The organism is Pseudoxanthomonas sp. SE1, assembly GCF_029542205.1.
Classification (GTDB): domain Bacteria; phylum Pseudomonadota; class Gammaproteobacteria; order Xanthomonadales; family Xanthomonadaceae; genus Pseudoxanthomonas_A.
In genome coordinates this window covers 1,057,971-1,084,872 of sequence record NZ_CP113783.1, presented here as the reverse complement: position 1 = coordinate 1,084,872, position 26,902 = coordinate 1,057,971, and the positions used below count along the sequence as shown (strand labels likewise).

30 protein-coding genes are annotated in these 26,902 nt (G+C 66.7%); 14 read left to right on the top strand and 16 right to left on the bottom strand.

Features of this window, described 5'->3' with window-relative positions:
• Window positions 1-158: 158 nt before the first annotated feature.
• From OY559_RS04970 to grxD, 3 genes are read right to left on the bottom strand one after another with little or no spacing between them, the layout of a single operon-like run.
• Entirely contained in the window at window positions 159-761 is a 603-nt protein-coding gene (locus tag OY559_RS04970; RefSeq protein WP_277728980.1) for a YhgN family NAAT transporter, read from the bottom strand.
• A complete protein-coding gene (locus OY559_RS04965; RefSeq protein ID WP_277728979.1) occupies window positions 758-1,504 on the bottom strand; it encodes an SDR family NAD(P)-dependent oxidoreductase in 747 nt (248 codons plus the stop codon). The genes OY559_RS04970 and OY559_RS04965 overlap by 4 nt, the downstream gene beginning before the upstream one ends.
• Window positions 1,501-1,821, bottom strand: coding sequence for a Grx4 family monothiol glutaredoxin (grxD, locus tag OY559_RS04960; RefSeq protein ID WP_142123702.1), 321 nt, complete (start codon window positions 1,819-1,821; stop codon window positions 1,501-1,503). Before grxD ends, OY559_RS04965 begins: the two co-directional genes overlap by 4 nt.
• Before the next feature lie 157 nt (window positions 1,822-1,978).
• Here grxD and OY559_RS04955 point away from each other — a divergent pair, with 157 nt between their 5' ends.
• Window positions 1,979-2,557 (top strand): superoxide dismutase, encoded by a 579-nt coding sequence (locus tag OY559_RS04955; RefSeq protein ID WP_277728978.1) that lies wholly within the window; start codon window positions 1,979-1,981, stop codon window positions 2,555-2,557.
• Between the two features lie 79 nt (window positions 2,558-2,636).
• Here the strand turns inward: OY559_RS04955 and OY559_RS04950 are convergent, their stop codons facing one another.
• Both OY559_RS04950 and purE read right to left on the bottom strand, forming a co-directional pair.
• Window positions 2,637-3,779 (bottom strand): 5-(carboxyamino)imidazole ribonucleotide synthase, encoded by a 1,143-nt coding sequence (locus OY559_RS04950; protein WP_277728977.1) that lies wholly within the window; start codon window positions 3,777-3,779, stop codon window positions 2,637-2,639.
• Window positions 3,776-4,285, bottom strand: coding sequence for a 5-(carboxyamino)imidazole ribonucleotide mutase (gene purE / locus OY559_RS04945; RefSeq protein WP_277728976.1), 510 nt, complete (start codon window positions 4,283-4,285; stop codon window positions 3,776-3,778). Before purE ends, OY559_RS04950 begins: the two co-directional genes overlap by 4 nt.
• A 62-nt stretch (window positions 4,286-4,347) precedes the next feature.
• On the opposite strand from purE, the gene OY559_RS04940 reads away from it, so the two are divergent.
• Genes OY559_RS04940 through OY559_RS04930 form a run of 3 tightly spaced genes read left to right on the top strand, consistent with a single transcriptional unit; the run spans window position 4,348 to window position 5,823 of the window.
• Window positions 4,348-4,617: a Trm112 family protein gene (locus tag OY559_RS04940; RefSeq protein ID WP_277728975.1), complete on the top strand. Its 270-nt coding sequence runs from the start codon at window positions 4,348-4,350 to the stop codon at window positions 4,615-4,617.
• Window positions 4,614-5,480 carry a carboxylating nicotinate-nucleotide diphosphorylase gene (gene nadC / locus OY559_RS04935; RefSeq protein WP_277728974.1) on the top strand — a complete coding sequence of 289 codons (867 nt, stop codon included), beginning with the start codon at window positions 4,614-4,616 and terminating at the stop codon, window positions 5,478-5,480. The genes OY559_RS04940 and nadC overlap by 4 nt, the downstream gene beginning before the upstream one ends.
• Before the next feature lie 7 nt (window positions 5,481-5,487).
• Entirely contained in the window at window positions 5,488-5,823 is a 336-nt protein-coding gene (locus OY559_RS04930) for a DUF3301 domain-containing protein (protein ID WP_277728973.1), read from the top strand.
• Between the two features lie 43 nt (window positions 5,824-5,866).
• On the opposite strand, the gene OY559_RS04925 is transcribed toward OY559_RS04930, so the two are convergent.
• The 6 genes from OY559_RS04925 to OY559_RS04900 all read right to left on the bottom strand — a co-directional run bounded on the left by OY559_RS04925 (window position 5,867) and on the right by OY559_RS04900 (window position 10,895).
• Window positions 5,867-6,319, bottom strand: coding sequence for a ClpXP protease specificity-enhancing factor (locus OY559_RS04925; protein ID WP_277728972.1), 453 nt, complete (start codon window positions 6,317-6,319; stop codon window positions 5,867-5,869).
• 70 nt (window positions 6,320-6,389) lie between these two features.
• Window positions 6,390-7,025 (bottom strand): glutathione S-transferase N-terminal domain-containing protein, encoded by a 636-nt coding sequence (locus tag OY559_RS04920; RefSeq protein ID WP_142123694.1) that lies wholly within the window; start codon window positions 7,023-7,025, stop codon window positions 6,390-6,392.
• A gap of 186 nt (window positions 7,026-7,211) precedes the next feature.
• Complete coding sequence (locus OY559_RS04915) at window positions 7,212-7,958, bottom strand: cytochrome c1 (protein WP_277728971.1); 747 nt, start codon at window positions 7,956-7,958, stop codon at window positions 7,212-7,214.
• Entirely contained in the window at window positions 7,951-9,210 is a 1,260-nt protein-coding gene (locus OY559_RS04910) for a cytochrome b (protein ID WP_277728970.1), read from the bottom strand. The genes OY559_RS04915 and OY559_RS04910 overlap by 8 nt, the downstream gene beginning before the upstream one ends.
• 3 nt (window positions 9,211-9,213) lie before the next feature.
• Window positions 9,214-9,825: a ubiquinol-cytochrome c reductase iron-sulfur subunit gene (gene petA, locus OY559_RS04905; RefSeq protein WP_142123691.1), complete on the bottom strand. Its 612-nt coding sequence runs from the start codon at window positions 9,823-9,825 to the stop codon at window positions 9,214-9,216.
• A 167-nt stretch (window positions 9,826-9,992) separates the two neighbouring features.
• On the bottom strand, window positions 9,993-10,895 hold the full coding sequence (locus OY559_RS04900; protein ID WP_277728969.1) for a lytic transglycosylase domain-containing protein: 903 nt from the start codon (window positions 10,893-10,895) through the stop codon (window positions 9,993-9,995).
• 215 nt (window positions 10,896-11,110) lie between these two features.
• On the opposite strand from OY559_RS04900, the gene miaB reads away from it, so the two are divergent.
• Complete coding sequence (miaB, locus tag OY559_RS04895; protein ID WP_277728968.1) at window positions 11,111-12,547, top strand: tRNA (N6-isopentenyl adenosine(37)-C2)-methylthiotransferase MiaB; 1,437 nt, start codon at window positions 11,111-11,113, stop codon at window positions 12,545-12,547.
• Between the two features lie 6 nt (window positions 12,548-12,553).
• On the opposite strand, the gene OY559_RS04890 is transcribed toward miaB, so the two are convergent.
• Genes OY559_RS04890 through OY559_RS04870 form a run of 5 tightly spaced genes read right to left on the bottom strand, consistent with a single transcriptional unit; the run spans window position 12,554 to window position 16,742 of the window.
• A complete protein-coding gene (locus OY559_RS04890; protein WP_277728967.1) occupies window positions 12,554-12,985 on the bottom strand; it encodes a hypothetical protein in 432 nt (143 codons plus the stop codon).
• Between the two features lie 36 nt (window positions 12,986-13,021).
• Window positions 13,022-14,107: an ABC transporter permease gene (locus OY559_RS04885; RefSeq protein WP_277728966.1), complete on the bottom strand. Its 1,086-nt coding sequence runs from the start codon at window positions 14,105-14,107 to the stop codon at window positions 13,022-13,024.
• On the bottom strand, window positions 14,104-15,030 hold the full coding sequence (locus OY559_RS04880) for an ABC transporter ATP-binding protein (protein WP_277729923.1): 927 nt from the start codon (window positions 15,028-15,030) through the stop codon (window positions 14,104-14,106). The genes OY559_RS04885 and OY559_RS04880 overlap by 4 nt, the downstream gene beginning before the upstream one ends.
• A gap of 31 nt (window positions 15,031-15,061) precedes the next feature.
• Window positions 15,062-15,976, bottom strand: coding sequence for an HlyD family secretion protein (locus OY559_RS04875; RefSeq protein ID WP_277729922.1), 915 nt, complete (start codon window positions 15,974-15,976; stop codon window positions 15,062-15,064).
• A 34-nt stretch (window positions 15,977-16,010) separates the two neighbouring features.
• On the bottom strand, window positions 16,011-16,742 hold the full coding sequence (locus OY559_RS04870) for a TetR/AcrR family transcriptional regulator (RefSeq protein ID WP_277728965.1): 732 nt from the start codon (window positions 16,740-16,742) through the stop codon (window positions 16,011-16,013).
• Between the two features lie 103 nt (window positions 16,743-16,845).
• Here OY559_RS04870 and OY559_RS04865 point away from each other — a divergent pair, with 103 nt between their 5' ends.
• The 9 genes from OY559_RS04865 to OY559_RS04825 all read left to right on the top strand — a co-directional run bounded on the left by OY559_RS04865 (window position 16,846) and on the right by OY559_RS04825 (window position 26,902).
• Window positions 16,846-17,187, top strand: a complete 342-nt coding sequence (locus OY559_RS04865) for a hypothetical protein (protein WP_277728964.1) — start codon at window positions 16,846-16,848, stop codon at window positions 17,185-17,187.
• Between the two features lie 30 nt (window positions 17,188-17,217).
• The gene (locus OY559_RS04860) at window positions 17,218-18,204 is read left to right on the top strand and encodes a PhoH family protein (protein WP_277728963.1); all 987 of its coding nucleotides are present in this window, start codon (window positions 17,218-17,220) and stop codon (window positions 18,202-18,204) included.
• A 94-nt stretch (window positions 18,205-18,298) separates the two neighbouring features.
• Window positions 18,299-18,787: an rRNA maturation RNase YbeY gene (gene ybeY / locus OY559_RS04855; protein ID WP_277728962.1), complete on the top strand. Its 489-nt coding sequence runs from the start codon at window positions 18,299-18,301 to the stop codon at window positions 18,785-18,787.
• 4 nt (window positions 18,788-18,791) lie between these two features.
• Window positions 18,792-19,382 (top strand): hypothetical protein, encoded by a 591-nt coding sequence (locus OY559_RS04850; RefSeq protein ID WP_277728961.1) that lies wholly within the window; start codon window positions 18,792-18,794, stop codon window positions 19,380-19,382.
• Between the two features lie 38 nt (window positions 19,383-19,420).
• Entirely contained in the window at window positions 19,421-20,296 is an 876-nt protein-coding gene (locus tag OY559_RS04845) for a CorC family transporter (protein ID WP_192200443.1), read from the top strand.
• Window positions 20,297-20,342: 46 nt separating this feature from the next.
• Entirely contained in the window at window positions 20,343-21,467 is a 1,125-nt protein-coding gene (locus tag OY559_RS04840; protein ID WP_277729921.1) for a lipoprotein N-acyltransferase Lnb domain-containing protein, read from the top strand.
• 45 nt (window positions 21,468-21,512) lie between these two features.
• Entirely contained in the window at window positions 21,513-23,540 is a 2,028-nt protein-coding gene (locus OY559_RS04835) for a glycoside hydrolase family 97 protein (protein ID WP_277728960.1), read from the top strand.
• Between the two features lie 149 nt (window positions 23,541-23,689).
• A complete protein-coding gene (locus tag OY559_RS04830) occupies window positions 23,690-24,703 on the top strand; it encodes a magnesium and cobalt transport protein CorA (RefSeq protein WP_277728959.1) in 1,014 nt (337 codons plus the stop codon).
• Between the two features lie 111 nt (window positions 24,704-24,814).
• The gene (locus tag OY559_RS04825) at window positions 24,815-26,902 is read left to right on the top strand and encodes a carbon starvation CstA family protein (RefSeq protein WP_277728958.1); all 2,088 of its coding nucleotides are present in this window, start codon (window positions 24,815-24,817) and stop codon (window positions 26,900-26,902) included.

Here is a 26,902-nt window from a genome sequence, read left to right as displayed (position 1 = left end):
CCCACGCGGCGTCCGCGGAGGTTAATAACAGGTTAACACGATAGGACCATTTTGTGACCGCGGCATGACAATCTTTCGCAGTGCAACATGACAGTCGGGCCGCCAACGCGCGGCGTTCCGCGGCGTCGTGGCGGCGACCTTCACCGGGGGGACGGCGGTCAGATGTTGGGCGGGGTCAACTTGAGGTAGGTGCCGATGCCGTCCAGGACCATTTGCACGGAAATGGCGACCAGAAGCATGCCCATTAGCCGCTCGATCGCGGTCAGTACGCGCCGGCCCAGCCACTTGTACAGGACGGTCGCGGAAAACAGGATCACTGCCGTCGCGCTCCAGGCCAGCAATAGGGCCAGGCTCCAGTCGCCGAGCCGCGAAGGGTCGTTGCTGCCCATCAACATCACCGCCGCCATGCCCGACGGCCCGGCCACCAGCGGGATCGCCAGCGGCACGATGAAGGGTTCGCCGCCGGGGAGTTCGCCCATCAGGCCCTCGGGCCGGGGAAAGATCATCCGCACGCCGATCAGGAACAGGACGATGCCGCCGGCGATGGCGACCGACTCCTGGCGCAGGTGCATCATTTCCAGCGCGTACTTGCCCCCCCACAGGAACAGCATCAGCACGACCAGCGCGATCAGCAACTCGCGCACCACCACGATGCGCTGGCGACGCGGTGGCAACGGCTTGAGCACGCTGAGGAACACCGGAATGTTGCCCAGTGGGTCCAGGATCAGGAACAGCAGCAGGGCCGCCGACAGGACGGTCATGCCCGTACCTTCCATATCTGCCCCCTGTGTGCTGCGCCGGCGGATGACAGCAGGGTGACGCAGGCCGCTGCGTAATCGGTGGCGTCCCGGGCCTGCGCATCGTTGTCGTCGGCATACGCGCGCGAGCGCAATGCCGTCCGCATCGGTCCCGGCTGCAGTGCGGCGACACGCACGCTGCTGCTGGCAAGTTCGGCGTGCAGCATGCCCACGAGCGATGTAAGCCCATGCTGGGCCACGCCATACGCACCCCAGTACGCCTGCCCCACCCGCGCAAGATCGTCGACGCTGAAGACCAGCGCCGCGTCGTCCGACTGCTTCAGCAGGGGCAGGCAGGCCTGCGACAGCCACCAGGGTGCGGTCAGGTTGACGTGCACGACGCGCGCAAATGCTGCAGGGTCGGTATGTTCCAGCGGCGTCAGTCCCTTGAACTCGGCGGCGCAATGCAGCACGCCGTCCAGACGACCCAGCTCGGCGTGCAGGCGATCAGCAAGCTCGGCATAGTCGTCGGGCGTCGCACCTTCCAGATCGAGCGGATACAGCAAAGGCTCCGCGCCCACCTGCGAGACGGCGTCGTAGATCCGGTTCAACTTCGGCACCTTGCGGCCCAGCAACACCACCGTGGCGCCCGCTTCCGCACAGGCGACCGCTGCCGCACTGCCCAGCCCACCATGCGCGCCACTGACCAGCACTACGCGCTGGTCCAGGGCGCGGGGTACACGCTTGGGCAACCCGATCAGGCTCACTGCGACAGCGCCTCGGCCACGATCCGCTGCAGTTCGCCGGACTCGTGCAGCTCCAGCGTGATGTCGCAACCGCCGATCAGTTCGCCATTGATGAAAAGCTGGGGAAACGTCGGCCAGTTGGAGAAGCGCGGCAGGTTGGCGCGGATCTCGGGCTCTTCCAGCACGTTGATGGTGTAGACATGCTCCGCGCCTGCTTCGCGCAACGCGTGTACCGCACGACTGGAGAAGCCGCACATCGGGAACTGCGGCGTTCCCTTCATGAAAAGGACGATCGGGTGGCCATCCACTTCGGCCTGGATGCGTTCCATCACCGGCATGCTGATTTCTCCTTCCTTGACGGTTTGGCAACCACCGTCGGGTACACTTTCGGTCCGTTCCGCCGGCTTCGCCTGCGGATTGCATAGTGTAAGCCCTCGCATCGCCCCGACGGTGCCAGCACACCCTTTTTACCCGCCTAGCGTAAGGAACCGAGCCATGGCCATCGAACTGCCCCCCCTGCCCTACGACCGCACCGCGCTGGAACCGCACATCTCCGGCGAGACGATCGACTTCCACTACGGCAAGCACCACAAGACCTACGTCGACAACCTCAACAAGCTGATCGACGGCACCGAGTTCGCCGATGCATCGCTGGAGGAGATCGTGCGCAAATCGCAGGGCGGCATGTTCAACAACGCCGCCCAGGTCTGGAACCACACGTTCTACTGGAACTGCCTCAAGCCCAATGGCGGCGGCGAGCCGACCGGCAAGCTGGCCGAGCTGATCAACAAGGCCTTCGGCGACTTCGCCAAGTTCAAGGAAGAATTCACCAAGACCGCCATCGGCACCTTCGGGTCAGGCTGGGGCTGGCTGGTGCAGCGTCCGGACGGTTCGCTGGCCCTGGCCAGCACGTCCAACGCCGCCACCCCGCTGACCGGTGAGGACAAGCCGCTGCTGACCATCGACGTGTGGGAGCACGCCTATTACATCGACTACCGCAACGCGCGACCGAAGTACGTCGAGTCGTTCTGGGCGCTGGTGAACTGGGACTTCGTGGCCGGCAACCTGCGCTGATCCACAGGCTCCGCTTCGAAGCAGAAACGGCCGGGGAGACCCGGCCGTTTTCGTTTCCATCCCTGCAGGAACCGCCAGGTCAGGCGGACAGTCGCCCCACGACAGGAGCCACCTGCGCTTCGCGCCCCAGCGCCGAACCCACGCGGCGCAGCGCTTCGGCCAGGATGGCGGCATCGTCGGCACGCAACGTGGCATGGCCGACCTTGCGCCCGCCTCGAGGCTCCTTGCCGTAATCGTGCCAATGCCCGCCCGCCTCCTGCAGGACTGCGCCGGACGCCGGCATTTCACCGATCCAGTTGAGCATGCACGCATGGCCAAGGACCTGCGTGTCGCCCAGCGGCAACCCGAGTACCGCACGCAGGTGGTTCTGGAACTGCGAGGTTTCCGCACCTTCGATCGTCCAGTGCCCGGAGTTGTGCACGCGCGGCGCCATCTCGTTGGCCAACAGCGCGCCGTCGCGATAGAACAATTCAAGTGCGAACACGCCGACGTAGTCGAGCGACTCCGCCAGCCGACGCGCGTGTGCGCACGCGGCCCCGGCCAACGCGGCGTCGACGCGTGCAGGCGCCAGGCTGGCGGACAGCACACCATCGACATGCCAGTTCTCGGTCATTGGCCACGTGCGTACCTCACCGTCACGACTGCGTACGGCGATCACCGACAATTCCCGCTCGAAGGGAATGAATGCCTCGACGATCAGGCCAACGGTCTCGGCCTGCGCGCCAAGCGCCTGCCAGGCCGCGTCGACGTCCGCCGGCGACTTGATGCGGAACTGGCCCTTGCCGTCGTAGCCCAGCCTGCGCGTCTTGAGGATGCACGCACCGCCCAGTTGCTCGACCTCCGCCTGCAGCTGTGCGTGCGTTTCGATGTTCGCGAAGGCGCCAACCGGAATCCCGAGTTCGCGGAACAGCGTCTTTTCCACCAGTCGATCCTGCGCGACAGCGAGCGCACGCGGATTCGGGAACACCGGAACGCGACGGGCGAGCCACTCGGCGCTCTCGGCCGGCACGTTCTCGAAATCGAACGTGGCCACGTCGACTTTCGACGCGAACTCGGCCAGGGCGGCTTCGTCGCGGTAGTCGCCGACGAGCAACGGAGCGAACTGGCCGGCGCACGCATCGGCCGCCGTATCCATCACCAGGAAGCGCAGGCCCAGCGGCGCGCCGGACAGTGCCAGCATGCGCGCGAGTTGCCCGCCGCCGAGGATACCGACCGTGGTCATAGCGGCTGGCGGGGATCGTCGTGCGCCATCACATCCTCGGTCTGGCGCGCACGGAAGGCGGCAAGCGCGGCGCCGATGGCCGGATATCCGGACGCCAGCAGGGCGGCGGCGAAGAGGCCTGCATTGGCGGCGCCTGCATTGCCGATCGCGAATGTCGCCACCGGTATACCGGCCGGCATCTGCACGATGGACAGCAGCGAGTCCATCCCGTTGAGCGCCTTCGATTGCACTGGCACGCCAAGCACCGGCACCGCCGTCTTCGCCGCCAGCATGCCCGGCAGGTGCGCAGCGCCACCCGCCCCGGCGATGATCGCGCGCAGCCCGCGTGATGCGGCCGAGTCCGCATATGAGAAGAGGACGTCCGGCGTGCGGTGTGCCGATACCACCTTCACTTCGTAGGGAACGCCCAGCGCATCCAGTTTCTGCGCGGCATGCTGCATGGTCTCCCAGTCCGAGCGGGAACCCATCACGATGCCCACCACGGGGCTGGAAACGCTGGCGGTCATGGCCGTCCTCAGTCGCAAAGACGTATTCTACCCTCCTGACCGAACCGCTGATCGAGTCCCCCATGGATCGCAAACTGCTCGACCTCCTCTGCTGCCCTGCCACCCGCCAGCCATTGGCCATGCTCGACGCCCGCAGCCTGGACACACTCAACCATGCGATCAGTGCGGGACAGGTCAAGCGTGCCGACGACACCGCCCAGACCGAACCCCTGCGCGAGGCACTGGTCACGCATGACCGCAAGATCGTCTACCGCGTCGAGGACGGCATCCCCGTGCTGCTGGCGGAAGAAGCGATCGCCACCGCGCAGGCCAGCGACTTCGCCAGCCGATGAGCGCGCGCCCGACGCCACCCGACGCGGGCGTGATTGCCGACGACGTGGCGCGTGCGCTGGCCGAAGACGTCGGCAGCGGCGATGCCACGGCGGCCCTGCTTCCGGACGTCGCCGACATCGCCTACCTGCTGTGCAAGGAAGAGGCCGTCATCGCCGGCCAGCCCTGGTTCGATGCCTGCCACCGCGCGCTCGATCCACAAGTACGCATCGACTGGCGTTTCCAGGACGGCGACCGTGTGCCGGCCGGCACGGTGCTGGCCACGCTGGAAGGTCGCGCACGCGCGCTGGTAACTGCGGAGCGTTCGGCGCTCAACTTCATGCAGACGCTGACGGGAACGGCCACGGTGACGGCCGCTTACGTCGACCTCGTGCGCGGTACCGGCTGCACGATCCTGGATACGCGCAAGACCCTGCCAGGCCTGCGCCAGGCGCAGAAGTACGCGGTCCGCTGCGGTGGCGGGCAGAATCACCGCATGGGTCTGTACGACGCCGTGATGCTGAAAGAGAACCATGTCCGCGCGGCGGGGTCGCTTACCGCTGCGATCCGCGCGGCACGCCATCTGCACCCTTCGTTGCCGCTCATCGTCGAGGTGGAGACATTGTTGCAGCTGGATGAAGCGCTGGCGGAAGGCTGCGACCGCATCCTCATCGATGACTTCGATGCAGGTACGCGGCGCGAAGCGGTCCGCCGCGCCAAATCAGCGCCGTATTCCGGGCGCATTCCGCTGGAGGTCTCCGGCGGGGTCGATCTGGGCACGCTGCGTGGCATCGCCGCAGATGGCGTGGATTTCGTTTCCATCGGCGGACTGACCAAGCATGTCCGTGCCATCGACCTGTCGATGAAACTCGGCCCCGCGCCATGAGGCCGGCATGTCTCCGTTGAGCGCCTTGTTGTGGTTGATCGCCGCAGCGGCGGCGTTCGCCTACTGGAATGCGGCGCGCGCCGCCGCCGAGCGCGCCGGCGCACTGGGCCGGAACGCCTGCCAGGCAGCCGGGGTCATCTGGCTGGACCAGAGCGTCCACGCGAACGGGCTCCGCCTGCGCCGTGGCGAAGATGGCTGGCTGGGATTCGAGCGCTGCTTCCGCTTCGAGTATTCCCACGACGGCGTAGATCGCCACGTGGGCCGCCTGGTGCTGCGCAAGGGCGAACTGGTCTCGTTCGTCGGGCCGGTGGCGCGCTCCGTGGCGCCACTCGATCTGCACTGACTTCGCTGCGCGGGTTCGTCGGCAGATCCGCGCGGACGCCGAACTACTTCACCACGCGCAGGAACGGCGGGCGCTTGCCGGCAGGCGGCGGTGCGTCGTCATCGGGTGGCGTGTCCGGAGCGGACGGCGGGTCATCGTCACCACCACCGGCATCGGGATCGTGTGCCACGTCGTCGGGCAACGCCATGCCCTGCCCGGTTTCGCGCGAGTAGATCGCCAGCACGGCGCTGACCGGCACGTACACGGCCTGGCTGACCCCGCCGAACCGCGCAGTGAAGCTGACGGCCTCGTTGTCGATCAACAGCCGCACCACCGCACGTTCGGCGATGTTCAACACCACCTTGCCTTCCTTCACTGCACTGGCCGGCACCTGGACACCCGCCTGCGTGGCGTCCACCAGCAAATGGGGCGTCATGCCGTTGTCGGCGATCCATTCGTTCAGCGCCCGCAACAGGTACGGGCGATGGCTGGTCATGCGGGGCGTGGCGTCAGTCATTTCGCGTCTCGGCTGCCGGTCGCTGGGCTGTCCTGCAATGCCTGCGAACCAAGCCTTGCTCGGATCCCGGTCAGGCCGGGATCTCGCGCAGCTTCCTCTCGGCATCCGTCAGGCTGCGCAGGAAACCGGGATGGCGGAAGATACGGTTGCCATAGTCCTCGATCGCCTTGCCGTCCTTCGGCAGCGGCACATCGAGCGAAGGCAGGCGCCAGATGATCGGGGCCATCGCACAGTCGGCCAGGCTCATCTCGGGGTTGAGGAAGAACTTGCTCGCCTTGAACAGCGGCACCGAGGCGGTCAGCAGTTCCTTCAGGCGCTTGCGGCCCGCTTCGACCTGCTGCTTGTTGCCCAGCTGGATGGCCTGGACCTGGGGGACCCAGTCGTGCTCGATGCGCAGCATCGCCAGGCGCAGGCGCGCACGCGACAGCGGGTCCACCGGCATCAGGGGCGGATGGGGATAGCGCTCGTCGAGGTACTCACTGACGACGGAGGCGGCGTACAGGACCAAGTCGCGCTCCACCAGGGTGGGCACGGAATGGTAGGGATTCAGATCGATGAGGTCTTCGGGCGGATTCTGCGGATCCACCGGCACGAGGTCGTAGCTGACACCCTTGGCGGCGAGCACCAGCCGCACGCGGTGGCAGAGCACGTCATCGGTGGAAGAAAACAGCGTCAGTGTATTGCGCATACGTGGACTCGCAGCCATTCACGGCTCTCCGACGATCGGAATCCGCCGATCGCACCGACGCCGCCAGCCCCTTGCTGACGGTCGCCACGGTCCCTGAGTGTGCAATCCCTGCCGAAAAAAGCCAAGCAACCCCAGGCCCGGCCATTTCGTCTGCGGTGCGGGCACGGAGGCCCTGCACCGCTGCAGTGGATGCGCGGACGGTCCTTAGTGGACGTCCTTCCAGTACTCCTGCTTCAGCAGGTAGGCCAGGAACGTCAGCGCCGCCAGGAACAGGATCACCCACACGCCGATGCTCTGGCGCTTCAGGGCCGCCGGCTCGCCGACATACTCCAGGAAGTTGGTGATGTCGCGCGCGGTCTGGTCGAACTCCTGCGCGCTCTGGCGGCCGGCCTGCGCCACCTTCAGACCCTCGACGTGGCGCTCGCCGGTGGCCGGATCGACCGGGCCGAATTCGGCGTGCTGCAGGCCCTGCAGCTCCCACAACGGGTTGGGCATCGAGGCGTTGGGGAACAGCTTGTTGTTCCAGCCCAACGGGCGCGATTCGTCCAGGTAGAAGGACTTCAGGTAGGTGTAGATCCAGTCGCTGCCACGCACGCGCGAGATCACGCTCAGGTCCGGCGGCATCTTGCCGAACCACTTCTCGCCGCCCGCGGCGGGCATGGATACCTGCACCTGCTCGCCGAACTTGGCGCCGGTGAAGTTGAGGTTCTTCATCACCTCGTCTTCGGTCAGGCCCAGATCCTCGGCCATGCGCGAGTAGCGCATGTACTTCAGCGAGTGGCAGCCCGCGCAGTAGTTCATGTACAGCTGCGCGCCGCGCTGCAGCGAGGCGCGGTCGCTCAGGTCGTTGCCGGCCTGGAGCGTGGCGCCGCCGCCGGCAGCGAAGGCAGTGAACGAGATCAGCAACCCGCTGGCGAAGACAGCTAGGCGAGAGGCGAAAGTCTTAGTCATGCGTCGTCACCCGCTCGGGCACTGGCTTGGTCTTGTCGATCTTGGTCCAGATCGGCATGGTCAGGAAGAACAGGAAGTAGAACGCGGTCAGGAAGCGGCCGATGATGGTTTCCACCGGGTCCGTGCCCGGGCCGGCGCCGATCTTGCCCAGCCAGACGAAGCTGATCGCGAACAGGCCCAGCAGCACCTTGGACATCAGGCCACGGTAGCGGTAGGACTTCACCTTCGCGCGGTCCAGCCAAGGCACCAGGAACAGGATCGCGATGGCGCCGAACATCACCAGCACGCCACTGAGCTTGTGCGGAACCACGCGCAGCATCGCGTAGTAGGGCGTGTAGTACCACACCGGCTTGATGTGCGCCGGCGTGACCAGCTTGTTGGCCTCGGTGAAGTTGTCGTGCTCCAGGAACCAGCCGCCCATCGCGGGCGCGAAGAACACGATGAACGCCGCGATGATCAGGAAGCCGCCGACGTAAAAACCGTCCTTGACCGTGTAGTACGGGTGGAACGGCACGCCGTCCGCCGGGGCGGTCGGCGACCAGCGGTTGCCCTTCGGGCCCTTCTTGATCTCGACGCCATCGGGGTTGTTCGAGCCGACTTCATGCAGCGCGAAGATGTGCAGCACCACCAGCAGCAGCAGCACCAGCGGCAGCGCGATGACATGCAGCGCGAAGAAGCGGTTGAGCGTGGCGTCGCTGGGCAGGTAGTCGCCCATGATCCACTCGGTCAGGCCGTTGCCGATCACCGGAATGGCGCCGAACAGCGAGATGATGACCTTCGCGCCCCAGAACGACATCTGGCCCCACGGCAGTACGTAGCCCAGGAAGGCTTCGGCCATCAGCACCAGGTAGATCAGCATGCCGAGGATCCACACCAGCTCGCGCGGCTTCTGGTACGAGCCGTACATCAGGCCGCGGAACATGTGGATGTAGACCACGATGAAGAACAACGAGGCACCGGTGCTGTGCATGTAGCGGATCAGCCAGCCCCACTCCACGTCGCGCATGATGTATTCGACCGAGGCGAAGGCTTCCGCCGCGCTCGGCTTGAAGTGCATCGTCAGGAAGATGCCGGTCAGGATCTGGTTGACCAGCACCACGATCGACAGCACACCGAAGATGTACCAGATGTTGAAGTTCTTGGGCGCGTAGTACTCGCTCATGTGCTTGCGGTACACGGGCATGAAGCCCGGCGCGCGCGCGTTGAACCAGTCCATCACGCCATCGGCGGTGCGGGTAATGATGTTCGCCATGGCTTATGCGCCCCCCTGCGGGTCGAGGCCGACGACGATGGTCGTGTCGTTCTCGTAGTAATGCGGCGGCACCACCAGGTTGGTGGGGGCCGGCACGCCCTGGAACACGCGGCCCGCCATGTCGAAGCGCGACTTGTGGCAAGGGCAGAAATAGCCGCCCTTCCAGTCCGGGTCGTACGGCTCGGGCTTGATCTCGGCCGCCATTTCCGGCGAGCAGCCCAGATGCGTGCACAGGCCGACCAGCACGGAGATCTCCGGCTTCAGCGAGCGCGTCTCACCCTTGATGTACGACGGCTGCTGGTCGAGGTTCTGCGATTGCGGATCGCGCAGGTTCGCATCCAGGGTCGGCAGCGCATCCAGGATCGCCTTGGAGCGCTTGACGATCCAGATCGGCTGGCCGCGCCACTCCAGGATCAGGCGCTGGCCTTCCTGCAGACCGGTCAGATCGGCGGTCACCGGGGCACCGGCCAGCTTGGCCCGGGCGCTCGGATTCCACGACTTGATAAAAGGTACAGCTGCAATACCGGCACCCACTGCACCCACCACAGCGGTGGTCGCAGTCAGGAACCGGCGTCGGCCCGTATTCACAGGCCCATTGACCCCATCGATGGCCATCCGGCACTCCGCAAAACAATCAGGTAGCTAAAAAGGCTGCCAAGGCCGCACCCGAAACGCCGGTGCGGGCCGCATAAAGACGGCAAAGTGTAACGGATGGCTTAATGAGCCGACAACGGCTGCCGTGGAATCAATGGCTTGCATGCGCCCAAGGCGCCCGCCACGGCTCAACGCGCGGCGACGGCCTGCCGGTAGCGATCGGCCAGCACGGCCACGCGCTGTACGTAGCGCTGGGTTTCCTTGTACGGCGGAACGCCGCCATGGCGGTCGACCGCACCCTCGCCGGCGTTGTAGCCGGCAGCGGCCAGGGTCAGGTTGCCGTTGAAGCGCTTCAGCAGCCAGGACAGGTACTGCGCACCGCCGCGGATGTTCTGTGCGGCGTTGTAGGAATCGGTGACGCCGAACCGGCGCGCCGTGGCCGGCATCAGCTGCATCAGGCCCTGCGCGCCGGCATGCGACAGCGCCATCGGGTTGTAGGACGATTCCGCGTGCATGATCGCGCGCAGGATGGATTCCTCCACACCGAATTCGCGCGATGCGGCGGCGATCTCGGCCTGGAAGGCGGAGGTGTTCAGCCGCAGCCGTCCGAAGTCGACGCTCGGATTCCCGCACGCGAAGCAGGTTTCGATGTAGCTGTACTTGATGGTGCGCAGGCTGGCGACCTGGGTGCCACCGCGGGGGCGCGTGCTGGTGTAGTGACGCACGCCGTCCTTGATGTAGGAGTAGACCTGCCCGCTGACCACGCGGCGCGGACCGCTGGCCGGCGCGGGGACGGACGCGGCTGGCACCGCCGCCGGAACGACGGCGCTGGCCGAATCGGACAGGGCAGGCGCGTTGGCCGCCCCCACCGCCGGCGTGGCGACGGCGGGCCGTGACACGGCGGAGACCTGCGTCGGCCGGTTGCGGTCCGGGGTGTAGCGGCTGACCACTTCGCAGCTTGCGCCACTGACGCGCTTGCTGACGTAGTTCGGCACACCGTCATTGCCGGTGCACTTGTACAGCGTGCCCGCGCTGGCCGACAGTGCGGTCAACGCGGTCAGCACGGCCAGAAGCGTCAGAGTCCCCCTCATGCCGCGCAGTGTCCCGAATTCCCGGGGGATTGCCAAGTCCTTGTCCAACAAAGGTTTCCTCCAATCTGTGCGGCCGGTCGGAGTTCCGATGGCCGGACGCCGGCCGCTGCATGCCGGGCTGTTGTCCCCTATCAACGCCGGCCATGGCAGGGACCGGCCGTCGCGCAGCGCGTAAACTACGCGTCCTGCCCGCCCACCCGACTGGAATAAGCGCCATGACCGGGACGCAAGCCCCTGCACTGCCGACCACGGCCGGCCCCGCCGTGACCGACCCCGCCCTCGTTCCGCTGCCCGTCGGTCGCCCCCGTGCGCCCGATCAGGTCCGCGGGAAGCTGTACATCAAGACCCACGGGTGCCAGATGAACGAGTACGACTCGGCCAAGATGGCCGACGTGCTCGCCGCGTCCGACGGACTGGAGTTGACCGACAACCCCGAGGAAGCCGACGTGGTGCTGGTCAACACCTGCTCCATCCGCGAGAAGGCGCAGGAAAAGGTCTTCAGCCAGCTCGGCCGGTGGAAGGCACTGAAGGCCGGCGGCCGCGACGTCATCATCGGCGTGGGCGGCTGCGTGGCCTCCCAGGAAGGCGAAGCCATCGTCAAGCGCGCGCCCTACGTCGACCTGGTGTTCGGCCCGCAGACCCTGCATCGCCTGCCGGAGCTGATCCGCGCGCGTCGCGAGCAGAACAAGCCCCAGGTCGACATCAGCTTCCCCGAGATCGAGAAGTTCGACCGCCTGCCCGAGCCGCGCGCCGAAGGCCCCTCGGCGTTCGTGTCGATCATGGAAGGCTGCTCGAAATACTGCTCGTTCTGCGTGGTGCCCTACACCCGCGGCACCGAGGTCAGCCGGCCGTTCGAGGATGTGCTGGTGGAAGTGGCGCAGCTGGCGGCGCAGGGCGTGCGCGAGATCAACCTGCTGGGCCAGAACGTCAACGCGTATCGTGGCCCTTATGGTGATGGCGAGATCGCCGACCTGGGCCTGCTGATCCGCACCATCGCCGAGATCGACGGCGTCGGGCGCATACGCTTCACCACCTCGCACCCGCTGGAGTTCAGCGACTCGCTGGTGGACGCCTACCGCGACGTGCCGCAGTTGGCCAATTTCCTGCACCTGCCCGTGCAGGCCGGCAGCGACCGCATCCTCTCTGCGATGAAGCGCGGCTACACCGCGCTCGAGTTCAAGCAGAAGATCCGCAAGCTGCGCGCGGTACGCCCGGACATCTCGATCAGCTCGGACTTCATCGTCGGCTTCCCGGGCGAAACCGATGCCGATTTCGAGAAGACGATGAAGCTGATCGAGGACGTGGGCTTCGACCAGAGTTTCTCCTTCATCTACTCGCGCCGCCCCGGCACACCGGCGGCCGACCTGGAAGACGACACGCCGGACGCCGTGAAGCACGCGCGCCTGGACCGCCTGCAGCAGCACATCAACGCCTACGCCGCAGGGATCTCGCAGCGGATGGTGGGCACGGTGCAGTCGGTGCTGGTGGAGGGGCCTTCGAAGAAAAATCCGAACGAGTTGACCGGCAAGACCGAGAACATGCGCTCGGTGAACTTCCCCGGCCATCCGCGCCTGGTGGGCCAGTTCGTCGACGTGGTGATCACCGAGGCGCTGAGCAACTCCCTGCGCGGACGCGTCGCCGGCGCCGACTGACGTCGGTCAGCCGACAGCGGGCAACGGCACGCCGTCGCGCTCGTTGTCCCAGATCATGTGGATGATCTTCCAGCCCTCCTCACCCTTGTAGAGCTGGATGCTGTTGATCCCGCGCCGCTCAGGCGCGGCGTCGCCCGGAGCTTGGCGCGCCTCATAGGCGCTCCACACGTGGGCGATGTTGCCGAACACGCGGATTTCGCGCCCGGTCTCGACTTCGAAGAAGTCCATGTCCGCCAACAGCGCGTCGGCGTTGGCGCGGTATTCCGCCAGCGAGAACGACAGGCGCCACGGTGCGCCCTGCGCATCCACACCCGTGCGGATCTGCCGGCAGTCGGGATGGAAGACCGCGTCCTGCGTCGACCAGTCGCGCGGACCGGCAGGGCCGGAGATCATCGCGTACATGGCGTCCACCACCGCGCCGATCGACGCTTCGTCCATTGCCGCACTCCAGGGTCGGGATGAAGCGCCAGCCTATCAGTCCAGCCGCTTGCGGAACCGCAGGATCGCCGCCGTCATCATCACCGCGGTGAAGGCCAGCAGCGCCAGTACGTCGGGCCACAGTTCCCACAGGCTTGCGCCACGCAGCATCACGCCGCGGATCAGCCGCAGGAAGTGCGTAAGGGGCAGTGCCTCGGCGATCCACTGCACCACCTTCGGCATGCCGGCGAACGGAAACATGAAGCCGGACAGCAGGATCGAGGGCAGGAAGATGAAGAACGTCATCTGCATGGCCTGGAACTGCGACTGCGCGCGGGTGGAAATCAGCAGGCCCAGCGTCAGGTTCGCCACGATCAGCAGGCACGCGGCGATGTAGACATGCAGCAGGCTGCCACCCAGCGGCACCTGGAACAGCCACATGCCCAGCGCCAGCACCACCGTGGTCTGCACCAGCCCGATGGCCACGTAGGGCAGTACCTTGCCTATCATCAGCTCGGCGCTGCTGACCGGCGTGGCGATCAGCAGTTCCATGTTGCCGCGCTCGCGCTCTCGCACGATGGCCACGCCTGTGAACAGCACCATGGTCATGGTCAGGATCACGCCGATCAGCCCGGGCACGATGTTCACTGCCGAGCGCCGCTGCGGGTTGTAGAAGCCGACCACGCTGATGGTGCGCGTCGCCAGCGGCCCGCTGCTGCCGTCCAGCGGCATCTGCGCAAGTTGGGCGGCGGCGCTCTGCACGGCGTTGTCGCTGCCGTCGACGAAAATCTGCACGGCCTCACGACCTTCCGCGCGACGGCGCTCGTAGTCCGGCGGGATGACGATGCCGATGCTGATCTCGCCGCGGCGCATGGCCTGGACGAGTTCCTGCGGCGTGGCGGCTTCCCGGGTCGGCGTGACCACGCCGGTGGCGACGATGTCCATCACCAGCGCGCGCGATGCCGCGGTACGCGCCTGGTCGGCGATACCGGCGGACAGGTCGCGCAGGTTGGTGTTGATGGCATAGCCGAACAGCAACAGTTGCATCACCGGGATGCCGACGATCATCGCCAGGGTGATGCGGTCGCGCCGCATCTGCCGCAGTTCCTTGACCATCACGGCCATCAGGCGGCGGAACTTCATGCGGCCTCCTCGCGGGCCGGCTGGCCGCGCGTGGCGGAGACGAAGACGTCCTCCAGGTTGGCCGGTGCGGCGGACACGTCCGCGCCGATGCCGGCCGTGCGCAGGCCATGTGCGATGCGGTCCGCGGCCTGTCCGTTCTCGGCCAGCAGTACGCGCAACAGGTTGCCGATCTGGGCCACGCTGATCACGCCGGGCAGGCCGACCAGGACTTTCTGCGCCTGCCGCGGATGCGCGGCTTCGACCACCAGCGTGCGACCGGCGAGTTCACCGGTCAGCGCATCGGGCGTGCCGTCCGCCACCAGCACGCCGCGATCGAGGATGGCGATGCGGTGGCAGCGCTCGGCTTCGTCCATGTAGTGCGTGGACACCAGCAGCGTAGTACCCGCGTCGGCGAGTTCGAACAGCTTCTCCCAGAAGTCGCGACGCGACTCCGGATCCACCGCACTTGTCGGCTCGTCGAGGAACAGCAGTTCCGGCTCGTGGATCACCGCGCCCGCCAGTGCAAGGCGCTGCTTCTGTCCACCGCTCATCGTGCCTGCGAGTTGCTTCTGCCGGTCCTGGAAGTGGTACTGCTCGACCAGCGCGTCGATCCGCCGCCGCGCCTGCGCGCGCGGGATGTCCTGCACGGCGGCGAGGAATTCCAGGTTCTCGCGCACGGTCAGGTCCTCGAACAGCGAAAACTTCTGGGTCATGTAGCCGATGCGCGTGCGCAGTTGCTCGGCCTGCTCGGGGATGCGCAGGCCCAGCACTTCGATGTCGCCCGCGGCAGGGGTCAGCAGCCCGCACAGCATGCGGATGGTGGTGGACTTGCCGGAGCCGTTCGGACCAAGGAAGCCGTAGACATTGCGCCGCGGCACGTCGAGGTCGACATCGTTCACCGCCACCAGCGCGCCGAAGCGCTTGGTCAGTCCGCGGACGCGGATCGCAAGATCGTCCCGCCCTTGCAGGAGGGGCTCACTGCGCTTCATCGGACACCACCTGCAGGGGCGCACCCACCGGCAGACCGGCTGCGTCCCTGCCCAGGCTGATTTCCGCCAGATAGCTCAGGCGCTCGGCGTCCTGGCCGGTCAGCGCGAAGTACGGGGTGAAGCTGGGCTCGCTGCGGATCATGCGCACGCGCCCTTGGTAGATCGTGTCCCCACCATCCAGGCGCACCCTCGCCGTGTCGCCGACCTTCAGCCGGTTGCGCATGGCCTGCGGCAGGTAAACGCGCGCGTAGGGCGCCTCGCCCACCAGCATCACCGCGAGCGGCGCGCCCACCGGTGCCTGGTCGCCAAGCTTGTACGGGAGGCTGTCGATGCGGCCCGCGCGCGGTGCGGTGATGTTGAGTTTCTCCAGCGTCACCGCCTGCACCCGCGCCTGGGCGTCCGCCGAGGCGACGGCGGCTTCGCCCTGCGCGACCTGTTCGACACGCGTGCCATGCTCCAGCTCCAGCAGCGCGGCCTGCGCCTGCCGGACCTGGGCCTGCGCGCTCTGCGATGCGGCGCGTGCGCGATCCACTTCGGAAGCCGCGACCAGCCGCTGCCTGCCCAGCGGCTGCAGGCGCGCATAGTAGGCATCCGCATCGCGGACCTGTGCCTGCGCGGCGGCCAGGCTGGCGCGGGCCTGCGCGATGGCCTCGCGGCGTGGGCCGGCCCGCAGTTCCGCCAGCGCCCCGCGGCTCTGCGCGGCCTGCGCCTGCGCGGCCGCCAGCTGCGACTGGGTGCGGGTCAGTTCCAGTTGCAGCAACGGTGCGCCTGCCGCCACCTGCTGTCCTTCGCGCACATCGACCCGCACGATCTTCTCGGTCACCGGCGACGGCAGCGTCACCCGATCCCATTCCAGCGTGCCCAAGGCTTCGGGCGCATCGGCGGCGCAGCCCGCCAGCATCAGGACGGCGGCCGCGAGGGCACCGCGTTGCAGTTCATTTCGCACGGTCAAGCTCCAGTCCACGGTCCAGCAGCACCAGCGTGTGCCGGCGCAGGTCGTTGAAATCGATATCGTCGGCGCCGAAAAGCTGGCGCCAGATCGGCGCGCTGGCCATCGGGAACATGGTCAGCCCGATCAGCGACACCATCAGCAGGCGCGGGTCGAGATCCGGATTGAGTTCGCCCGCCTGCTGCGCGGCGGCGAAGCGGCCCGCCATCATCTTCGGCAGCATCGGGCCGACCTGGCTGATCATCATCTCGCGCAACGCGCCGCCTTCGCACAGGATCTCGCGTACCCACAACGTCGGCAGCCAGGGGTGCTGCGCAACCACGCCGCCGATGCCATGCACGAAACCTGCGACCAGGCTCGCAACGTCACCCTCGGCCTGCATCACCGGCGCGCGCATCTGCCCCACGACGGGCAGCAGTCGCTCGGCCACCACCGCTTGCTGCAGTTGCGCCTTGTCGCCGAAGTAGTAATGCACCAGGGCCGGCGTGACGCTGGCTTCCGTCGCAATGTCGCGCAGCGAACTCGCAGCGATGCCCTTCCTGACGAAGCAGGTCAACGCGGCGTCGAGCAGCGTGGCGCGCAGATCGGCCGATTCGGAGGTCGGGCGCCGTCCGGGGGCGCGCTTGCGCGCGGGCTTCTTCAACGTCGCGCCCGGCGTGGTGCCCTGCGCGGATCGTGGTGCACGGATGGTTCCGGCGGGTGGCTTTGGGGTCGTCATGCGACATATTTAATTTTATGATTAATTAAATCGCAAGACCGATCCGACGAACGGCATTGGCTGGCCGGTTCCGGGGCGCCGGGTTACGCTGCCGCCCCGCCTTGTGTTTGCAGGAACAGCCGCCATTTCCACCGATAACGTCCAGTTGTGGGTGTTCACGCTGGAAGCCCGTCCCCTGCCCGACAGTCCCGACTTCGTGGAGGCCGGTGGTGCTTTCATCACCTGCTACCTGCGCCCCGCTTTCACGCCGGACCCCATGCGCCGCGCGGTGGAATTCGTCCGCGAGCAGGGTTGGGAAGTCATCGCGGTGGAGGACGAGCCCCTGCAGATCGAGCGTCACGACGCGCCGGAAGCCGAACACTTCGACCAGGCCCTCGTCGATGACGAGGTCTATGTCTTCCACCAATGGCCGGTGGACGACGCGGGCGACGAGACGCGCCACTAACCGCTATTGCCACGAGTATTCCCCCGGCCCATGACCGTTCCCAGCAAACACGAATTCACCCTGGAACCCGAGAACATCGAGCGCCTGGCCAACCTGGCTGGCCCGTTCGATGCGCACCTGCGCCAGATCGAACTGCGCCTGGGCGTGGAGATCGCCAATCGAGGCGCCATCTTCCGCGTCACCGGGCCGGAGAAGTCCGTCGCCGCCACGGAAAAGCTGCTGCACGCCCTATACGAAGAAACGGCGGGCGAGACTTTCGACAGCGAGGCGATCCACCTGCGCCTCAACGCGGCCAATGTCGACCGCATCGCCGACGAGGACTACCAACCGCAGGACGTGGCCATCAAGGTCAAGCGCGGCACCGTGCGCGGTCGTGGCGCGAACCAGGCGAAATACCTGCATGCCATCGCCACCCACGACATCAACTTCGGCATCGGGCCGGCCGGCACCGGCAAGACCTTCCTCGCCGTCGCCAGTGCGGTGGAAGCGCTGAACGAATCGCGTGTGCAGCGGCTGATCCTGGTGCGCCCGGCGGTGGAGGCCGGCGAGAAGCTCGGCTTCCTGCCTGGCGACCTGTCGCAGAAGGTCGACCCTTACCTGCGCCCGCTGTACGACGCGCTGTACGAGATGCTGGGCGTGGAGAAGGTGGTCAAGCTGCTGGAGAAGAACGTCATCGAGATCGCCCCGCTGGCCTACATGCGCGGCCGCACGCTCAACGACGCGTTCGTCATCCTCGACGAGGCGCAGAACACCACCATCGAACAGATGAAGATGTTCCTCACGCGCATCGGGTACGGCAGCACCGCCGTCGTCACCGGGGACCTGACCCAGATCGACCTGCCCAAGCACCAGAAGTCCGGCCTGAAGGATGCACTGGACGTCCTGCACGGCGTGGACGGCATCTCGTTCAACTTCTTCACGAGCCGCGACGTGGTGCGTCACCCGCTGGTGGCGAAGATCGTGCGGGCTTACGATGCGCGGGACGGCAAGGATTCCGAAGTCGGGCCGGCCGCGTGATGACCGTTGCGTCGAGCTTGCTCGACTGGTTTGCTTCGCGGGATGATGACGCCATGAGCAGTCGAGCAAGCTCGACTCTACCGAGGCACACCCCATGACCCAAGGTCCCGTCCGTCTCGAAGTCGCCGTGAATTACGCGTTGCCGCGTGCGGGCATCCCGTCCGCCGTGAGTTTCCGCAAGTGGGTGGCGGCGGCGCTGAAAGGCCGCATCCGCGAAGCGGACCTCGCCATCCGCATCGTCGACAGCAAGGAAGGCCGCGCGCTCAACCGGCATTACCGGGGACGCGACTACGCCACCAACGTGCTGAGCTTCCCGGCCGAGATGGCCGAGGGCGTCAAACTGCCCAAGGGCGTGAAGATGCCGCTGCTCGGCGACCTGGTGATCTGTGCGCCGGTCGTGGCACGCGAAGCGAAGGAGCAGAAGAAGCCGCTGGCGGCGCACTACGCGCACATGACCGTGCACGGCGCATTGCACCTGTTGGGCTGGGACCACGAGGACGACAAGGAAGCCGAGTGCATGGAACAGCTGGAACGCGAGATCCTCGCCGAACTCGGCATCGCCGATCCCTACGCGGAAGACTGACCGCATGCTGCGCACCCTGCTGTTCGTACCGACACTGGCATTGACCCTCCCCATGTCTGCCGCCGCGCAGGATGCGCGGCCGGACCTGCCCGCCCTGATCGAGTGCCGGAGCGACATCGCCCGGTTGACCGCGCTTGCGCCCGCGCTGGAGGATCCGCTCAAGGCGGTCGCGCTGGGCTGGCAGCCGCTGCCGCAGGCGAACATGTTCATGACCGAATACCGGTTGGCCAGGCCGATCCGCGTCTTCGGGCACGAGACCGACCACATCGCATTCTCCGGCGGCAGCGCGATCGCGCTGCTCGACCTGCCCGATCCCCGGCCGCTGGCGAAGCAACTGGCACTCGAAACCGCCATCGACACCCCCGCCAAGGCGATGTTCGGCAAGGAACTGCGCAGTGAGGAAACCCGCGACACGACGTCAGGCAAGCTGCTGATCGAATCGGTGGTCTTGAACGTCAGCAACGTCGCCTCGCACCCCGGCAAGACACTGGTAGGCTGCAGCTACAGCCTTGACCTGCCGGAGGAGGCGCCCGGGGACGAAGCGGCGCCGTCCGCCGGGTCCGCACCGCCTGCGTCCGGCGCCCAACCGGGTTAGACTGGCCGCCACGCCCCGCGGGCGACCACTCCCCCGAGATGTCAGAAGACGACAGTACCTTCGCGCCGGACGGCTCCGACAAACCTTCGGAGAAACGGCGCTCCTGGCTGGACCGCCTCAGTTCGGCGTTCTCCGGCGAACCCAGCACACGCGACGACCTGGTGGCCATCCTGCGCGATGCGCAGTCCGACGGCCTGATCGGCGGCGATACCCTGAAGATGATGGAAGGCGCCATCGCCGTCGCCGACCTCACCGTGGGCGATGTCATGGTGCCGCGCGCACAGATGGTCTCGCTGCCGGTGGAAGCGCGCTTCCTCGACCTGATGAAAGACGTGGTCGAATCCGGCCACTCGCGCTTCCCGGTGCACGGCGACGACAAGGACGAGATCCTCGGCATCCTGCTGGCCAAGGACCTGCTGCGCGGCGTGGTGGCCGACAATGGCCCCGGCAGCGTGCGGGAACTGCTGCGCCCCGCCGTGCTGATCCCCGAGTCGAAGAAGCTCAACCTGCTGCTGAAGGAATTCCGCCTGTCGCGCAACCACATGGCGATCGTCGTCGACGAGTACGGCGGCGTGGCCGGGCTGGTCACCATCGAGGACGTGCTGGAACAGATCGTCGGCGAGATCGACGACGAACACGATGAAGCCGAAGATGGCGCCGCGCTGATCGCCGCGCAGGCCGATGGCCAGTTCGTCGTGGATGCGCTGACGCCCATCGCCGATTTCAACGAGCGTTTCGGCGCGGATTTCCCCGACGACGAGTACGACACCGTCGGTGGCCTCATCACCGCCGCGATAGGCCATCTGCCGGAGACCGGCGAGGAGCTTACGCTCGGGCGCTTCATGTTCCGTGTCGCCCGCGCCGATGCGCGTCGCGTACACGCCTTCCATGTCGGAGTGCTCGCCGATGCGTAGCGTCGCCACACGCCTGGCGCTGCTGGGCGTGCTGTCGCTGCTGGCCATGACGGCATGGGCCGCACCACGGATCGGCGTGGCGACGATGCAGCCGGGCGAGGTGTTCTTCGAACGCTTCGGCCACAACGCGATTGTCGTCGTCGATCCGGCCAGCGGCGACGCGATCTCGTACAACTTCGGCTTCTTCGATCCGGGCGAGTCCGACTTCGTCGGCAATTTCGCCCGTGGCCACATGATGTACTACCTCATGGCGCTGCCGTTCGAGCAGGATCTGCTGCACTACCGCGACAGCGGCCGCGGCGTCTCGCTGCAGTGGCTGGACCTGGCGCCGGACCAGGCGCAGGCGCTGGCGGATGCGCTGGTTGAACGGGCCAGGCCGGAGAATGCGCGCTACCGCTACGACTACTTCACCTCCAACTGCTCGACACAGGTGCGGGACGCACTCGATGCCGCGCTCGGCGGCACGCTGAAGTCGCAGCTCGCCGGCCGCTCGCGCGGCAACACCTTCCGCAGCGAAGCGGTGCGACTGGCCTCGCCGGCGACATGGATGTGGCTGGGCTTCGACGTGGGGCTGGGACCGTCGGCCGACAAGCCCATGTCGCGCTGGGAAGAGGCCTACGTCCCCATGCGACTGGCCGACAGCCTGCGCGAGGCGAAGAACAGCGCAGGCCGCCCGCTGGTGCAGTCGGAAATGCAGCTGCTGCCGCACCGCATCGCGGCCGAACCGGCGGAAGCGCCGCGTCGATGGCTGCCCTGGCTCGGCGCGGGCGCCGTGGCGGCGTTGCTGATCGGTTTCACCGGTCGCCGCTGGCCGCGTGCCATCGCCGTCGCTGCGGTGCCGTTCTGGCTGCTGTGCTTTGCTGCCGGCGGCCTGCTGGTCTACCTGTGGGGCTTCACCGACCACTGGGCCGCATGGGCGAACCGCAACCTGTTGCTGCTGAACCCCCTCTGCGTGCTGCTGATTCCCGGCGCAATTTCCGTGCTGCGCCGCCGCACGCCGCCCGCCTGGTTCGGCTGGCTGGCATGCGCCATCGCGGGCGGTGCCCTGATCGCCTGGTTCCTGCACTGGCTACCGTTGCGCCTGCAATACAACCAGCCATGGATCGCGTTGCTGCTGCCGGTGCACCTCGCGCTTGCATACGTATTCATGCCGCGACGCTTGTCGCGCTGAGCCCCGCCACGCACGATGCGGCCCTCTGCACACCGCGAGGGTCGCATGCTCCGTTATCTCTTCCCGCTCGTCGTCCTGCTCACCGTTGGCGCGGACGTCGCGCAAGCAGCCCCGGGGCCGCGCGTCGCATCGCCTGACGGCGCCATCGTGGTGGAACTGTCCACCGACAACGACGGGCGCCCCGCTTACGCGGTCTCGCGCAAGGGCCAGCCCGTCATCACGTCGTCGCGGCTGGGGTTCCTGCTGCTGGATGCGCCGAAGTTCGAACGCAACATCGAGATCGTGCAGCCGCGCACGCGCACCTTCGATGAGACGTGGGAACAACCCTGGGGCGAACGCCGCTTCATCCGCAATCACTACAACGAACTGACCGTCACGCTGAAGGAGAAAGCCAAGCCTTTCCGCAGCTTCGACGTGGTGTTCCGGGTGTTCGACGACGGCGTCGGCTTCCGCTACCGCTTCCCGAAGCAGCCCGGACTGGAGCAGGTGAGGATCAGCGAGGAACTGACCGAATTCACGCTCGCGCGCGATGCGACGGCGTGGTGGATCCCCGCTGGCGAGTGGAACCGCGAAGAGTATCTGTACCACCGCACGCCCCTGCAGCAGGTCGGCGATGCGCAGACGCCGATCACCTTCAAGTTCGAGGACGGCACCCACCTGTCGATCCACGAAGCGGCACTGGTCGATTACAGCGGCATGAACCTGACCCGCGTCGAAGATCGCAAGTTGAAGGCCGACCTGACGCCAGGCATCGGCGAAGGCAAGGTGGTGCGCGCCGCACCGTTCGACACGCCCTGGCGCACGCTGTTGCTGAGCGATGATGCCGCCGGCCTGGCGATGTCTTCCCTGACGCTCAACCTCAACGAACCCAACGCGCTCGGCGACGTGTCATGGGTGAAGCCGATGAAGTACGTCGGCGTGTGGTGGGAGATGCACCTGGAGCTGAAGAGCTGGGCGTCCGGCCCCAAGCACGGCGCCACCAACGAGAACGTCCGCAAGCACATCGATTTCGCCGCCAAACACGGCTTCGGCGGCGTGCTGGTGGAAGGCTGGAACGTGGGCTGGGACGGCGACTGGTTCGGCAACGGCGAGGACTTCAGCTTCACCAAGCCGTATCCGGATTTCGACCTGGAAGCACTGAGCGCCTATGCGCGCTCCAAGAACGTCGTGCTGATCGGCCATCACGAAACCTCGGGCAACGCCGCGCACTACGAGTCGCAGCTCGGCGACGCGTTCGACCTGTACCAGCGCGTCGGCGTGCCGGCGGTGAAGACCGGCTATGTCGCCGATGCCAGCCAGGCCAAGGTCACCGGCACCGACGGCAAGCGGCATTACGCGTGGCACGAAGGCCAGGACATGGCGCGCCATCACCTCAAGGTGGTGACCGAAGCGGCCAAGCGCCACATCGCCGTCAATCCGCATGAACCGATCAAGGACAGCGGCCTGCGCCGTACCTATCCGAACTGGATCACCCGTGAAGGCGCGCGCGGCATGGAGTTCAGCGCCTGGGGCCAGCCCGGCAATCCGCCGGAACACGAAGCCAACCTCGTGTTCACCCGACTGCTGGCCGGACCGATGGACTACACGCCGGGCATTTTCGGCATGAAGACGCGCTCCACCGACGGCATCGCGACCACCTGGGCCAAGCAGCTGTCGCTGTACGTGGTGATCTACAGCCCGCTGCAGATGGCGGCCGACCTGCTGGAGAACTACGAGAAGAATCCGGCACCGTTCCAGTTCATCAAGGATGTCCCGGTCGATTGGGACGACACGCGCGTGCTGAACGGCGAAGTCGGCGACTACGTGACCATCGCGCGCAAGGAGCGCGGCGGCGACAACTGGTATCTCGGTGCGCTGACCGATGAAGACGGCCGCACGCTGAGCGTGCCGTTGACCTTCCTCGACGACGGCCGACGCTATACCGCGCAGATCTACCGCGACGGCGACAAGGCGAACTGGAAGACGGCGCCACAGGACATCGTGATCGAGGAGCGCAGCGTGACCCGCGCAGACACGCTGACGCTGAGATTGGCGCCGGGTGGTGGTCAGGCGATCCGCTTCGTGGCGCAGTAATGACGGAAGCTCGTGTGTAGGAGCGCCCTTGGGCGCGATGCTCTTGTGCTGGCATCCATCGGAAAGCATCGCGGGCATGGCCCGCTCCTACACAGCGCAGGACGCAACCGGACTTGCCGCCGCCGCGTGCGTGGCGCACGATTCCCGCCATGAATGACCTCACCGCCGTCGACACGAAACCCGCCCTGCCGCAGTGCGTGATCAACTGCGTGGTCTACGACAAGGGCGGGAAACGACGCGACATCGGCCTGGACGAGATCAGCGACGTGCTCGCCATCGACGACGGCAGCTTCATCTGGGTGGGCCTGTACGAACCGGCCGATGCGATCCTGGAGAAACTGCAGGAAGAGTTCTGCCTGCACGACCTGGCCGTGGAAGACGCGCAGAACGCCCACCAGCGCCCGAAGCTGGAGGCCTACGGCAACTCGCTGTTCGTGGCCGTGCACACCGCGCAGGTCGTCGACGACCGCATCCGGTTCGGCGAAACCCATGCCTTCCTGGGCCCGCGCTACCTGGTGACCGTGCGCCATGGCGCCTCGCTGTCGTACGCGCCGGTGCGCGAGCGCGTGCAGCGCGAAGCCGACCTGCTGGCGCTGGGTCCTTCGTACGGGCTGTACGCGGTGCTGGACTACATCGTCGACAACTACCGCCCGATCATCGACCAGTTCAAGCAGACGCTGGATGCGCTGGAGAAGGACATCTTCGCCGACACCTACCGGCGCGGCACGGTGGTGAAGCTGTACGACCTGAAGCGTGAACTGACCCAGATGCGGCTGGCGGTAGCACCGTTGCAGGACGTGCTGGCGCAGCTGACCCGCTCCCAGAGCGCGCTGATCCCGGAAGAAGTACGCCTCTACTTCCGCGACGTGCAGGACCACGTGCTGCGCGTGAACGAGTACACCGACACGCTCCGCGAGATGTTGACCACCGCACTGAGCGTCAACCTCTCGCTGGTGACACTGGCGCAGGGCGAGACGGTCAAGCGTCTCGGCGCATGGGCGGCCCTGCTCGCGGCACCCACGTTGATCACCAGCTGGTACGGCATGAACTTCGAGCACATGCCCGAACTGGGCGGACGCTTCGCCTATCCGATCCTGATCGCGGGCGTGGCGCTGGCCTGCTTCGGCCTGTACCGCCTGTTCAAGCGCTCGCGCTGGCTCTGAGGCAGTACGCCGTCGCACTGCGACCAAAGTCGAAGGCTGAATCCGGGATTACGGATTGACCGGCCTCCTGCATGGGGCGACCCTTGTCCGGACTTGTCGGAGGGTTGCCGGATGAACGGTTTTTCCAAGATCGGCTGGGCGGCGCTCGCGCTGCTCGGCGCGGTGTGCCTTGGTGTGGTAGCGCTGCGCCAGGGTGAGCAGATAAGCGCGCTGTGGATCGTTGTGGCGGCGGTGTCCATCTACCTGGTCGCCTACCGCTACTACAGCCTGTACATCGCGAAGAACGTGATGGGGCTGGATCCGCGCCGGGCGACCCCCGCGCATCTGAACAATGACGGCCTGGACTATGTCCCCACCAACAAGCATGTGTTGTTCGGCCACCACTTCGCCGCCATCGCCGGCGCCGGCCCGCTGGTGGGCCCGGTGCTGGCTGCGCAGATGGGCTACCTGCCCGGCATGCTGTGGCTGATCGCGGGTGTGGTGCTGGCGGGCGCGGTACAGGACTTCATGGTCCTGTTCATCTCCAGCCGCCGCAACGGCCGTTCGCTGGGCGACCTGGTCCGCGAGGAAATGGGCCAAGTGGCCGGCACCATCGCGCTGTTCGGTGCGTTCCTGATCATGATCATCATCCTGGCGGTGCTGGCGATGATCGTGGTGAAGGCGCTGGCCGAAAGTCCGTGGGGCATGTTCACGGTGATCGCCACGATGCCCATCGCGATCCTGATGGGCGTCTACATGCGTTACATCCGCCCCGGCAGGATCGGCGAGATCTCGGTGGTCGGCATCATCCTGCTGCTGCTGGCGATCTGGTTCGGCGGCAAGGTTGGTGCGCATCCCACCTGGGGCCCGGCCTTCACCTTCACCGGCACCCAGATCACCTGGATGCTCATCGGCTACGGCTTCGTGGCCGCCGTGCTGCCCGTGTGGCTGCTGCTGGCGCCGCGCGACTACCTGTCGACCTTCCTCAAGATCGGCGTGATCGTGGCGCTGGCCATCGGCATCGTCATCGCCAGTCCGGAAGTCACCTCGCTGAAGATGCCGGCGTTCACGCAGTTCGCCAGCACGGGCGACGGCCCGGTGTGGAAGGGCGGCCTGTTCCCGTTCCTCTTCATCACCATCGCCTGCGGCGCGGTGTCGGGCTTCCATGCGCTGATCTCCTCGGGCACCACGCCCAAGCTGCTCGCCAATGAAACGCACGCGCGCTACATCGGCTACGGCGGCATGCTGATGGAATCCTTCGTCGCCATCATGGCGCTGGTCGCGGCCTCGATCATCGAGCCGGGCGTGTACTTCGCCATGAACAGCCCCGCCGCCGCCATCGGCACCACCGCGGTGGACGTAGCCGCGAAGGTCAGCAGCTGGGGCTTCCTGGTGACGCCCGAGATGCTGGAGCAGACGGCCCACAACATCGGCGAAGGCACCATCATTTCACGCGCCGGTGGCGCGCCGACGCTGGCCGTCGGCATCGCGGTGATCCTGCACGACGCCCTGCCCGGCGGCGACGCGATGATGGCCTTCTGGTACCACTTCGCCATCCTGTTCGAAGCGCTCTTCATCCTGACCGCAGTGGACGCGGGCACCCGCGCCGGCCGCTTCATGCTGCAGGACCTGCTGGGCAACTTCATCCCGCCGCTGCGCAGGACCGACTCGTGGGGCGCGAACGTCATCGGCACCGCCGGCTGCGTCGCACTGTGGGGCTACTTCCTCTACCAGGGCGTGGTCGATCCGCTGGGCGGCATCAACACCTTGTGGCCGCTGTTCGGCATCGCCAACCAGATGCTCGCCGGTATCGCGCTGATGCTGTGCACGGTGGTCCTGTTCAAGATGAAGCGCGACCGCTACGCCTGGGTCACCGTCGTGCCGGCGATCTGGCTGCTGATCTGCACCACCTATGCCGGCCTGATCAAGATCTTCGACAGCAACCCGGCGGTCGGCTTCGTCGCCCAGGCGAAGAAGTACCAGGCGTCCATCGCCGATGGCCAGCTGCTGGGTGCCGCAAAGAGCATGAGCCAGATGCACCAGGTGGTGGTCAACAGCTACGTCAACACGGGTTTGACCGTGCTGTTCCTGTTCGTGGTGTTCAGCGTGCTGGTGTATGCGCTGCGGGCGATCGCCAAGGCCCGTCGCAGCAGCGAGCGCAGCGACCGCGAGACGCCGTTCGTCGCGCTGAGCGAAGAACAGCAGAAGGTCTGGCTGTAA